This is a genomic window from Microcoleus sp. T2B6 (assembly GCF_036700475.1).
Lineage (GTDB): Bacteria > Cyanobacteriota > Cyanobacteriia > Cyanobacteriales > Microcoleaceae > Microcoleus.
On record NZ_JAUBOZ010000003.1, the window covers coordinates 19,663 to 31,228 of the forward strand.

Below are 11,566 nucleotides of genomic sequence, written 5' to 3' on the forward strand. Positions count from 1 at the left end.
TGGACAAAAGCATTGTTCGACCTCAACACTGAATTTCTTTGTTGCCTGAGTTTGACAGATATTGTACGGGCTTGTCAATAGCATTTGTTAAATTATCTTTAATTTCTTTGGAATAGTTTCGTAGTCCATATAGGCGACAAGAGAAGCAGTGGATTATGGCCATTAAATCTTCCACTAATTCCTGCTGCGGAGACAGTGACTCCTGATTGGCGACGACAACTTCACATCCAACTGATGCAGCAAGTTCCTGGACGAACTCAAAGGCGAAGCGGCACATTCTATCCTTGTGTGCGATTACTATGGTTGATATTTCGCCTTTAAGCATTGACAACATAATTGCTAGAAACTTTTTTCGCTTGAAGTTCAGTCCGCCGCCGATTTCTGATATCCAGTCATCGACGACTAACCCTCTACCCAGACAGAAAGCTTCCATTGCCAGCATCTGATTTTTTAGTTCGGACCTTTGTCCGCTAGAAGAAACTCGACAGTAGACGATGACCTTCCTGTTGGCTTCTATGGGTCTGAGTCCGCTGGCTACTAGAAGGTCGTCTTCTGTGTAGAATCGATGACCTGACAAGGTGCGCTTAGCTGGTAGCTTCCCTGTTGCGTCCCAACGCTGGAGGGTTTTCACTGAAAGTCCAAGCTTTTTTGCAAATTCGTGGGGCTTAAACATGGTAGACTTGTCGTAGTTTGTCGATAAGTGTACCATTTTGTTGATTTAATCGCTAGCTAGGGTCAAGCTCACATCTTGCACCATTCTCAAGAAAAGGCTAATTGAGAATGGTGCAAGATGTGAGGTGGAACGTAGTGGAGGGAGTCGGCTATCCCAAGATAAGTCGCCTATTCCTCGATCGCCAAAGGTTCTATAGTTAAGTTGAGCGCCTAAACCTAAATTACTCTCTCTATAAAAACTTATCTTTCTAGATGAACAAGATGTAGGTTGAGTCAACTATTTGCCCCTTTAGTTCAGTTCGCCAACGCACCGCCACATGGAACAAAATACTTTACCCGTAGAGGTGATTCTCTCTCACCCCCGCCAATATTTAGGTAGCCTGCGGCTGGATTGGACGCCACAACCGGGGAACTATGTAGATTTAGAGGGACAAACCTACGCTGTTTTGGAACGCCACCACCGCTATCAACTCAAATCCGGCCGCTACCGACTGCAAAAAATTGCCCTGTACGTGCAGTCGGCCACACCGCCGACGGAAAGAACTTTTGTAAGCGGCATCTGGGTTATCGGAGATGCTAGCTGTCGCTTTAATGCTCGATCGGAAATTCTGCGCTGTGCTGTCAATCCCAATGGCCCGTGCAACGGCTGCTGCGATTACCAAAAGTCTTGAACCATCAAGTCAATCGATTTTAGATTTTAGATTTTAGATTTTAGATTTAAGCATTGACCCCACGGATAAATTCGGGGGCGCCTTTATCGGATACAGGTTTTTTATTTCACCGGTCCTGAGTCTGCTTTCGGAATGAATCCGGGGGCTTGTATCCTGGATGCTTTCGGTCAGTACACAATTCCACCTCGCCCAACCGAGAGAGCCGAGAATCTCGGCGTCTCCCTCAATTACAAGAAACTATTACAACCAACTAGCAACTCTGGAATCGAATTTAACTTCTTCAGGAACGCGGTAATCTATCTTCTGATAGCTGTGGAGCACGTCGCGAATGCCAGTATGAATCAAATTTTCTATGTGCAGCAACTGTTCTGAAGAACAGCGAACCTGAACTGTTTGGTTGGACACAGACTCGCCGGAGTCGATCGCAGTATATCTATTAGGAACTCGGCTGAGCACATAAGCAATTAAATCTTGTCTCAATCCCGAACACGAAAAAGCTTGTTGGTAGGGGTGCTTCGGATAAGACTCCAAGATTATTTCTACTTCCTCTGTGACTACAGCTAAGGTAATATTGACAAGATTTTTCTGCATTTTCCCTGTCCCCAAAGACTCGTTAACTAATATTTTTGTGGCCGTTCTCGCTCTCGTCTGATTTCTCATGAATTTTAACCCGCTAATACCGCCAATCGGTCTTCGGTCATCACCAGCTCGAACTCGGAACTTACCTCTTCTATAACCCGCAGCACGTAGCAGGGAATCTTGTCGGATAAAATAGCACTTGCCACCGTACCAGTGTGAATTTCTAAGACTGCTTCAGCAGGAGATTCAAACATCAGTCGCTGTCCCGGAAACATCACTCTTTCAAAGTACCAATTAGGAATGTTCCCAATCCGAACCACCTGAACTAGGTTGGTAACATTTGCGTAATAGCATAGAATCTGGTTGTTACCTTTATAAGATAGCTGATCGGACATTTAAAAAATCTCCACACTATTTCAAAAACTTACTGAGATTTGGCTTTGCCTGTTAGTGGCCATTGCGAGTTTGGCTCTTGATCAAACGACCGACTTATTTTTGGGGTGTTATTCGAGAGCGCGAATCACCTCTTCAGTTATTAATTTTTTTAGCATTGAGTTATCCTGCCAACACTGAGATGTCGGCCGCAGAATCCCCGTTTTTCCCGGTTAAAAAACCCGGTTTGTTTGGTATGCAGTGCGCCACTCCTGACTTATTTAGGTTAATTGTGCTGTGGCACGAGTTAATCGAAAGTACCGTCACTGCGCTGAACTCTCCTGACAACAGGTTGGCTCTTTGGCAGCGGAATGGTGCTGAGAGTGCGATCGACCTTGAGATCCAGAGCTAGGAGTAAACTTTATCTAAAAAATATGAGGAAATTATGAAGACCATCATTTTTTTTGATAAATATACTTTTGCTCAAGCAGGGATTACAACACTTAGGCAAAAACCGGGTTTTTTAGCCAAAAACTTGGCTGCATCTGTGCTCCGGGGTTAAAAAACCAGGTTTCTGAGGGAACTCGGCGTAAATCTTGGATTAGCAAGCTGAAACCGGGTTTTTTACCAAAAAACTTCGCTGCATCTGTGATCTCGGATTAAAAAAAATCGTTCTTGAGGCCCATCTGTGTAACTTCTGGAGGAGTTATTCTGCCTGTAAATATGGTATTAGCCGATCGGCTTTGCAGGTAACAAAAAACCCCGACTCCCTGAGATCATCTCTAGAACTTCTAGGGAATCAGAGTTTAAATTAACCAATCACCGATCCATCTCAAAGCTAAATCAAAAAAATGAGGAAATTATGAAAATAGCAGGAAAAACTAGAACTTTCCTGGACGCATAAACCCGGTTTAATAACATAATTGCGTGATTTTTGCAAGAATCAAGGGAATGAGAAAGGGGATTTTCGATCGTCATCCGGCTTTAATGCCCCTTTGATTCTGCCGTCGGGCTGGGCCGACTTTGTTTGTCTAGTAGCGGTTTCAAATGCCGAGTTTGATATCCTATCTGCGATCGCATTTTACCCAAGTTTAAAGCAACGGTTCCCAACCCAGAATTTCCGCCACTTGCTGTGCCAAACTCAAAGGATCGAAAGGCTTGGCAATCACCCCCGCTACCCCCAAATCAGCAAATTCGCTCAAATCCATCGCCTGCACCTTAGCCGTCAGGAAAATCACCGGAATCCCGCGAGTAGCCGCATTGTTTTGCAGCAAACCAAACAGAGTAAGTCCGTCCATATCCGGCATCATCACATCTAGCAGAATAGCGTCAGGGAGTTGAGTTTCAGCTAAAAGCAATCCTTGGCTGCCGTCGGGCGCGCTTAGTACCGTCCAGCCGCCTAAATGTTCCAGACACGCCTGAATCACGCTGCAGAGGTTTTTTTCATCATCGATTACCAGAATGCGCTTTGCTGACATAATTAAAACTCAAATTTTAAATTAATCATGGTAAACCGAAAAAAAACTTACGCACGCTGCCTCATCAACCGGGTTTCTTTACAGATATAGCAGAAGGAAGAAGCAATAAAATTAACAGTTTCAGCACTTAAAAACGTCCTAATCGTCGGGCGCGGTTGCTATATTATGCCGCTCACCTACTTAAACCGAGAACAGAAAAATCGATATATAGCCCTTGCAAACTCATTCTCCCCGCGTGCGTTGCGAGGAACGTTAGCTTTCGCGATGTCTTATGAAAGCAATCTCAAAACTCCAAACTTTTTCCCCCTTCGCCTTCCAACTGTGCGGGCACTGTGAAATAGAAACTGCTTCCTTCTGAGAGAACACTTTCGACCCAAATTCTGCCCCCGTGCTGCTGTACTATGCTGCGACAGATAGCCAAACCCAAACCCGTACCTCCTTTTTGGCGGGAGTCAGAAGCATCCACCTGTTGAAACCGTCCAAAGATAGTTTCTAGTTTATCAGCAGGAATCCCCCGCCCTCGATCTTTGACTTCAAATAAAACCCGTGAAGCGTAGCTATCCCGTAGGGAATCGCCCAAATCTTCAACCCTGACAGTTACTGTACTCCCTGGAGCCGAGAATTTAATCGCATTGCTCAACAAATTTACCAGGAGTTGAACGATTCTGTCGGGGTCAGCCCAAATTTTTGCTGTTTGGGGCAAAATCGACAAATCAATGTTATTTTCAGCAGCCAAAGAAAGTACAGATTCTGCAGACTTCCGCATCAAAACCTGGGCATCGCACCACTGCTTGACGAGGATAACTTGGCTTGATTCGAGCCGCTCTAAGTCTAGAATATCGTTTACCAAACGCACTAACCGTTCGGTATCGCTCGAAGCGATTTCTAACATCTGTTTGGCAGTTTCCGGTTTATTTTTTAGTACCCCAGCCGCCAGCAAACCTAAAGAACCGCGAATCGAGGCAAGCGGCGTTCTCAGTTCGTGGCTGACAATCGAAATAAACTCATTTTTCATTTTTTCAATTGCCCGACTTTCTGTGATATCTGTGACTGTGCCGACGTGACCAATTAGTTGATCTCTGTCGGAAAAAATCGGAGCTGTTTTAAGCCGACAAAACCGGATGGTTCCGTCTCGCTGGATGTGGCGGAATTCGCAGGAAAATTCCCCATCTAGCGATCGCGATTGGGGCCACTTAGACAGAATTAGTTTGAGGTCTTCGCGGTGAACAAACCGCATCCAGCCGTTTCCTAAAGCTGCTGCCGGTGTGAAGCCACCAATTGCTTGACAGCGAGGATTTGTATAGGTACATTTCCCCTCAGTATCGATTTTGAAAATACCCACGGGGGAACTCTCGCTCAGAGAGCGAAATAAAGCTTCGCTTTCCCGGAGTTCTGCTTGAGAGCTTTCTAGTTCTCTGGTTCGCTGCAAAACTCGCATTTCTAACTGTTCGTTGAGCTGTTGGAGGGCGGCTTCAGCAAATTTGCGATCGCTAATATCCCGGTGCACTGATACCCAGTGGGTAAACTCACCATTTTTGTCCGCTATGGGGACAATGCTCATTTCTACCCAAAATTCCGTCCCGTCTTTGCGGTAATTGATCGAGTCAACCCGCACCGGCTGCCAGGTTTTCAAAGCTGTCCGAACTCGATGGAGACTGGCGCGATCTGTTTTTTGTCCTTGCAAGATGCGCGGCGTTTTGCCCACAACTTCTTCTAGCGTATAGCCGGTCATCCGCGTGAAAGCTGGGTTGACATAAAGAATTCGCGGGCCCGGTTCCTCAATCGGTTCAGCTTCGGTAATTAACACGGCGTCGTTAGTGGTGGTGACTACTAATTCCAACAGGCGCAACTGTAATTCTCTAGCTTTGCGATCGGTAATTTCTGTAACTGTTCCCACCATCCGCACTGCATCGCCGGCTTCGTTGTAAAAAAACTTACCTTTCCCCTCCATCCAGTGAATGCTGCCGTCGGGCCAAACCACGCGGATTTCGTGACAGAAATCTCCTCGGTGGGCGATCGCCTGATTTATAGCATTCTCCATACTTTTTAAATCTTCTGGGTGAACGCAAGCTGCAAAACTTTGATAAGTTCCGGCAAAAGTGCCCGGGATCAACCCAAACAACTCTTCGTGTTCCCTCGACCAAACTATGCGATTTTTCTGCACGTCCCAGTCCCAAAATCCAATTTTGGTAGCCGACAAAGCTAAGCTGAGTTGCTCATTGGTTTTCCGCAACTCAATGCTAGTAATAGCAACTCGAAGTTCTCGGGCTATTTCGATTTCGCACGGCTGCCAAGGCAAAGATTTTGACCTCACAGTTTCTTGCCACAACTCAAAGGAAATGCGAGGAGACATCAATCGGCTGCCATCCGCTTTAAGTTCAATTTGCCCCTCTGGTGGACCTGCCCAGTTGACAGTTTGAAGTGCTTCGGGACGGAACCACAAAATGTAATAATTTTGCATCTCGGACATGGCAAGTACCAGCAAACCGCTAGCAACTTCTTTAAACTTCTCGGCGGGCGGATACAGTTTTGAGAGAGAATCTGTATAAAAAACCTCATTATTTATTTGAGTTTTTATCCAAGCAATTAAGTTTTCGATTTCTACCAATTCCGGGGTTTGCCCGATGGTTGTTAAACTTTCATTTGCACACACAACTCCACCAGTAGCACCCACTAAAGCCAGCAATTCATCTCGGTATGTTAGTAAACCTTCTACAAAGCAGTTTTTTTGATAAATTTCCGTAATAAATTTTTGGCAAAGTGCTTTTAAATAAATTGCATATTCCCGGTCTTCGCTATCTTTTTTGTAGCTGAGTTCTAGATTTACAAACTTGGCTAGCAGTTCGCAAGCGGTTCTTGTTTCGTAGTTGACATACTTTCGTGTTGGGTGGTGACAGGCGATCAATCCCCAGAGTTTTTTATCTTTGATTAATGTCACTGTCATGCTAGCGGCAACGTTCATATTTTTGAGATATTGAACGTGGCAAGGCGAAACTGTTCTCAACAAAGAGCCACCCATATCTAAAGGGCGACCCGTCAGCGGATTGCAGTGAGGAATTAGTTCTACAGGCTGACAGTTAATATCGGGAATAAACCGAATTAAATTCATGTGGAAGAGGTTTCTTGCCTGGGCGGGGATATCGGTAGCCGGATAGTGCAGTCCCAATAAAGGAGCCAAACTTTCTACTTTGTCTTCGGCTACAACTTGTCCCGCCCCGGTGGCATCAAATTGATAGACGATCGCTCGATCGAAACCGATGATCCTCCGCACTTCTTCAACTGCTGTCTGACACAGCACTTGCAGGTTTGGTGTTTTGTGGATTTTGTCGATCGGCTCTTGGACTAAATTATAACAATTGAAACAATCGCTCGTTTTTGGGGAAACCACCGACTCTAGTTCAACAATTAATGCTGAATTTGATTGATGTAGCGTCCCCTCAAAAAAAGACTGGCGGTCTTGACTTTTGAATGATAATCTGATACCGTTACGTTGTTGGTCGTTTTCAAATAAAGCTTTTTCAATAGCCTCAATTTCCTCAGTCTCGACAAATTCCTCTAAAAATTTATCCAAAAGTTGTTCGGGGTAAAGGCCCATCGCCTCAAAAGTATTGTTGCTAACTTGCAAAATTTTCAACGCCGGAGATTCCAGCACCAAAAGGATGCCGTGAGGTTGAATGGAACCCGGGGCGTAAATTAGTTCGCAGTCGCTGTTATTGAGAGTGCCTGTGTCTGAGGACAATACCATTGCTTTCATCTGATTAATACTTCTCTAAATTAGCCTGTGTTCTCGATCGGCGGGCAAGCATCAATCAACAGCACCGCGTCGCAATCACACAATCTAACAATCCCCAGTCTTGGCTAAGGCTTCCTGAGTTGTTTCGGACACGCACTGCATATTTGCTCCTAGTTATCCCATTAAAAAAAAAGAATACAAGTGTAGGTACGCGATCGAAACCCATATCTCATCAGTCATTCCCACTTCTTCAATTCTTTAATTCTTTAATTTTTTAAATCTAAAATGGGATTAGCGCTGTGCCTGAGCCAGTCTGTTTCTCAGTTGAGTCCGCTCCAAACGATTCAGGAGGCGAGCAATCAATTCCGGTTTCACGATCGGCTTGTTCACGTAGTCGTCAGCACCTGCGACAAACATTTGGCGCACTATTTCCGATTCGGAATGAGCTGTCAAAAATAGCACGGGGAGCTTGCTCCAGCGCAAATCGTTGCGAACTGCCAAACACAGCTCGATACCGCTGTAACCGGGCATCTCCACATCTAAAATTAGCAAATCGGGACAAGTCGTTTCGAGTACCTCCCAGAACTTTTCGGGATCGTCCAATGTTGTTACTTGAAATCCCCAAGGTTTTAGAATCACTTGCAGTGCAGCCAATAGATGCACGTCATCGTCTACCACCATAACTTTAGCTTCAGCAGGGCCGGTCTGGTCGAGAACTTGGGCGACTGCTTTGAGTATATCTGCTGGGGGCATAGATTTGTGTAAAAAGCCCGAAGCTCCCAAACGAGCAACTTCTATTCGATCGCTCAATTGATTGTGCCCGCTAAAAACCATCACCGGAATTTCGGGTTTTTCACGGAGGAGTTCGGCTAGGAGAGAAAGTCCGTTTTCCTGAGCTTTGGAAAATGTCAAATCCAGCAAAATCGCGTCGGGAGGCTGTTGAGAAATCGCATTTCTTGCCGCTTGCGGAGAGTTGGCGACTTCTATCTGGAAGCCGGAACCGGATGCTACTGTTTTGAGTCGATCGCTCCCAAAATTATCATCCTCAACAATCAGCATTCGGCGCTTTTGGGAAACCGCAGGAACCAAATCGCCTTCTGGTTCGGGCGACGGGCGATCGAATATCTGTTTGATCTGATGCAGAAAGCCTTCAATCTGCTGAGCCGTATCCGGTTTCCAGATGTTTTCAGGCTTGAACAAATGTTCTATCTGGCGCGCAACTTCCGAACCTTTCGGCAGCCCTAACGTTCCCAAAGAACCGACTAATTTGTGAGCTTGAGCCTGGGCTTCCTCGCGCACTTCGCCCTCCAAGCTTCCGTTTTTCAGTTGAGCGATCGCGCGATCGAATATCGCCACCTTTTCTATAAAATTAGCTTTTAAATTTTCCCGCATTTGGGCAATCGCATTCAAGACTTTGAGACGGCGCTCGTCTTTGTTTAATTCCTGGCTCGACTCGCTGGATTCAGGAGATAAAGTCTCTTGAGTCTTAGCAGTTTCTGCCGTTTCCTGCCCAACTTGTTGGCTCTCAATCTCCTCCGGCAGACTTTTGAGCCGATAGCCCAATCCGTACACTGTTTCCACTAAATCTACTGTCATCCCGGCTGCTTTCAGCTTCTGCCGCAGCCCCTTGATGTGAGCGGTAACGGCTTCTTCTTGAGGAAATTCGCCGGCCGACCAAATGCGATCGAGGATGGCGCTGCGACTGAAAATGCGCCGAGGATTTCTCAGGAAAAGTTCTAGCAAATTGTACTCTTTGGGAGTCAAGTGCAGCACTTTTTCGGCATAAGTTACTTCCGTAGTGTCCGGGTTGACTTGCAGTTTTTCCCATGTTAAATTTGTACTCGACAAAGTTGCCTTACCCCGGCGCAGCAAAGCCCGAATTCGAGCGATTAATTCTTCGAGATTAAAGGGTTTGACCACATAATCGTCTGCACCAGCCTCTAAACCTTGGACTCGATCGTTGCTGCTATCTAGCGCTGTCAGCAGTAAAATCGGCATTTGGCAGCCGGACGATCGCAATTTCCGACACAAACTAATGCCGTCGAGTTTAGGAATCAGCACATCCAAAACAATCAGGTCGTAATCGTATGCCTGCACCAAATGCAACGCTGTTTCACCGTCGGCTGCCGCATTCACATTGTAATTGTGAGACTCCAGCGCTTGAGTCAGCAAACTGACTGTAACTGTGTCATCTTCTACCAGCAGGATTTTCATAAACCTCACCTGTCATTCCAACTATTCTTAGAACTTTTTATCGGTTTTTGGGGCTAATTAAATAGCCTTTATACAACCCCCTTTAAAAATTCCCCACCTTCAGTATAACAAATAGTCTTTGACAAAGAGGATAATAGTCAATTATTATTTTTATTTTGTTTGTTTTCCTCTCCAAATATTTCATTAGATTCACGCTGGAATTTTATGGCTTTTTGGACTTCAGCGCCTGCTGAATCTTTTGAATCAGATATTGCGAGGAATCTTGATGTTTAACTAAGTCTTCCAACTCGGAAACCGTAACCTCGGCGTGTTCTGTCTCTCGAACTAAAGAATCAGCGGTAACACTTTTTATGCCTGCCAAAGGTTCTTGGATAGCGGTCAAGGAATTGAAATTTTTTTCCGCTATTAATTCTTCCAACTCTAACAGGGCCATTTCTGCGCGATCGATCTTGATCGTCACGGATTTAGCCACATTAGCACCCGCTCTTGCTGCCTCCGTGATTTCGTGAACTCGAAGTTTAAACCGGCTGGCAATTTGCTCCATTTGAGTCCCCAATTCAAAAGTTTTACTTGCCAGCCTGCCAATTTCTAGACTCACTTTGCTCAGACCGCTGGGCTGACTTCCCATTTGATTGGTCACTACAGCCACCTGTACTGCTAAATGCCTGACTTGTTCGATCGCCTCCCGGATGGTTCGGGAAGTGCGATTAACCGTTTCTAAATCATTAGCTATTGCTTTGCCCACGCCCAAAATTTTATCTGTATTGTTGCAAATAGAATTAGCGCCTTGAAAAGTAGCTTGAAATGCTTGGCGACCTTCGGAAGAAATCAGTTTCGCAATCCTCACAAATCGCTGATTCATTTGAGCAATTTCTTCAGCTTGTTTGACCAGTGCCACTTGCTGGGAACTGGGATTCGTATGCAATTTTTCTGTTTGACGTTGTTGGATTTTTAAAAGCTCATTATATTCGTGAACCTTAGCCTGTTCTTGTTGAAGTAGCGCCAAATACTTGTGTCTTTCTACTCGGTATTTTTGAATAACTTTGTTAGCTTGCGCTAAAAGTTTTGACTGGGCAATCACCAGAGTATGAACGTCCAAAAGGTGGTGGCTCTGGTCTTCCCTTACCACAATAATCGGTTCATAAATCAAGTCTTTGTGCCTGTGGAAAGACGCTTGGACGGCATCGTCAACTTTCCAGTTTTCCGAAAGCAGCAAAGGCGGAATTCTAATAAAATCTAACAAGGCTCGAATCGGGTGTGACCCGTAAAGTTCTACGCGATCGGGAAAACTCATTTGCTCTCGAAATTTGACGCGAGAAATCATGCCCAATACCTGTGATTCATGAGTAATAATGACTCCCGGCAGGTCTGGTTCTTGCTCAAATCTTTCAGCCACTACCTGTCCTAGAGTTGTAGCGCTCACTTGGAAGTCGTGACACGGCAGATGTCCGATCGTGAAATCGGGGGTGAGTTGAGTTGGATTGCTCATTTACCCGGATAGTGTTAAGTACAAGTTAACAAATTATATATTAATATTATACTGGAATAAGATTGTTGAAAGTAGTCAACGACCCAGCACGGAAGTGACTGGGCTTCGCGCCTAAAACTTCATTTTCAGTTGACCAGCCTGACAGTAATGACACCAAGCGGATACGTAGCTAGTCCCATGTTCTGTCGTTAAGGGTTAAACATTTTTATTTGGGTTAAGGACGTGCCATTAGCCGAATCAGCTCAGAAAACAAAGGCGCGTGCTAACTTCACCCCAGCAATGGGAGTGGAATTGCTTAGTTTCCATCAACAACCCAGTTCACAAACACAACCAGAAGCGATCGATTATACAGCCGTAT

9 protein-coding genes are annotated in these 11,566 nt (G+C 45.3%); 2 read left to right on the forward strand and 7 right to left on the reverse strand.

What is annotated here, in order from left to right; genetic code table 11:
• Positions 1-22: 22 nt before the first annotated feature.
• The gene (locus tag QUA00_RS01905; RefSeq protein ID WP_333408589.1) at positions 23-673 is read right to left on the reverse strand and encodes an IS607 family transposase; all 651 of its coding nucleotides are present in this window, start codon (positions 671-673) and stop codon (positions 23-25) included.
• A 316-nt stretch (positions 674-989) separates the two neighbouring features.
• On the opposite strand from QUA00_RS01905, the gene QUA00_RS01910 reads away from it, so the two are divergent.
• Positions 990-1,343 carry a DUF6464 family protein gene (locus QUA00_RS01910; RefSeq protein ID WP_333204468.1) on the forward strand — a complete coding sequence of 118 codons (354 nt, stop codon included), beginning with the start codon at positions 990-992 and terminating at the stop codon, positions 1,341-1,343.
• Between the two features lie 240 nt (positions 1,344-1,583).
• Here the strand turns inward: QUA00_RS01910 and QUA00_RS01915 are convergent, their stop codons facing one another.
• Entirely contained in the window at positions 1,584-1,934 is a 351-nt protein-coding gene (locus tag QUA00_RS01915) for a late competence development ComFB family protein (protein ID WP_333408522.1), read from the reverse strand.
• A gap of 74 nt (positions 1,935-2,008) precedes the next feature.
• Positions 2,009-2,317, reverse strand: a complete 309-nt coding sequence (locus QUA00_RS01920) for a DUF1830 domain-containing protein (protein ID WP_333204464.1) — start codon at positions 2,315-2,317, stop codon at positions 2,009-2,011.
• Between the two features lie 179 nt (positions 2,318-2,496).
• Between QUA00_RS01920 and QUA00_RS01925 the strand changes: the two genes are divergently transcribed.
• Complete coding sequence (locus QUA00_RS01925) at positions 2,497-2,706, forward strand: hypothetical protein (RefSeq protein ID WP_333204462.1); 210 nt, start codon at positions 2,497-2,499, stop codon at positions 2,704-2,706.
• Between the two features lie 679 nt (positions 2,707-3,385).
• Here the strand turns inward: QUA00_RS01925 and QUA00_RS01930 are convergent.
• From QUA00_RS01930 to QUA00_RS01945, 4 genes are all read right to left on the reverse strand, one after another.
• Positions 3,386-3,772 carry a response regulator gene (locus QUA00_RS01930; protein WP_333106528.1) on the reverse strand — a complete coding sequence of 129 codons (387 nt, stop codon included), beginning with the start codon at positions 3,770-3,772 and terminating at the stop codon, positions 3,386-3,388.
• 283 nt (positions 3,773-4,055) lie between these two features.
• Positions 4,056-7,526 carry a PAS domain S-box protein gene (locus QUA00_RS01935; protein WP_333204460.1) on the reverse strand — a complete coding sequence of 1,157 codons (3,471 nt, stop codon included), beginning with the start codon at positions 7,524-7,526 and terminating at the stop codon, positions 4,056-4,058.
• Between the two features lie 270 nt (positions 7,527-7,796).
• Positions 7,797-9,719 (reverse strand): response regulator, encoded by a 1,923-nt coding sequence (locus QUA00_RS01940; RefSeq protein WP_333408523.1) that lies wholly within the window; start codon positions 9,717-9,719, stop codon positions 7,797-7,799.
• 202 nt (positions 9,720-9,921) lie between these two features.
• Entirely contained in the window at positions 9,922-11,208 is a 1,287-nt protein-coding gene (locus tag QUA00_RS01945) for a chemotaxis protein (RefSeq protein ID WP_333408524.1), read from the reverse strand.
• Positions 11,209-11,566: the final 358 nt, after the last annotated feature.

What these genes read in the sequence shown, in the direction of transcription:
- QUA00_RS01905 (WP_333408589.1), bottom strand. Translation starts at nt 673, where the DNA reads ATGTTTAAGCCCCACGAATTTGCAAAAAAGCTTGGACTTTCAGTGAAA.
- QUA00_RS01910 (WP_333204468.1), top strand. Translation starts at nt 990, where the DNA reads ATGGAACAAAATACTTTACCCGTAGAGGTGATTCTCTCTCACCCCCGC.
- QUA00_RS01915 (WP_333408522.1), bottom strand. Translation starts at nt 1,934, where the DNA reads ATGCAGAAAAATCTTGTCAATATTACCTTAGCTGTAGTCACAGAGGAA.
- QUA00_RS01920 (WP_333204464.1), bottom strand. Translation starts at nt 2,317, where the DNA reads ATGTCCGATCAGCTATCTTATAAAGGTAACAACCAGATTCTATGCTAT.
- QUA00_RS01925 (WP_333204462.1), top strand. Translation starts at nt 2,497, where the DNA reads ATGTCGGCCGCAGAATCCCCGTTTTTCCCGGTTAAAAAACCCGGTTTG.
- QUA00_RS01930 (WP_333106528.1), bottom strand. Translation starts at nt 3,772, where the DNA reads ATGTCAGCAAAGCGCATTCTGGTAATCGATGATGAAAAAAACCTCTGC.
- QUA00_RS01935 (WP_333204460.1), bottom strand. Translation starts at nt 7,526, where the DNA reads ATGAAAGCAATGGTATTGTCCTCAGACACAGGCACTCTCAATAACAGC.
- QUA00_RS01940 (WP_333408523.1), bottom strand. Translation starts at nt 9,719, where the DNA reads ATGAAAATCCTGCTGGTAGAAGATGACACAGTTACAGTCAGTTTGCTG.
- QUA00_RS01945 (WP_333408524.1), bottom strand. Translation starts at nt 11,208, where the DNA reads ATGAGCAATCCAACTCAACTCACCCCCGATTTCACGATCGGACATCTG.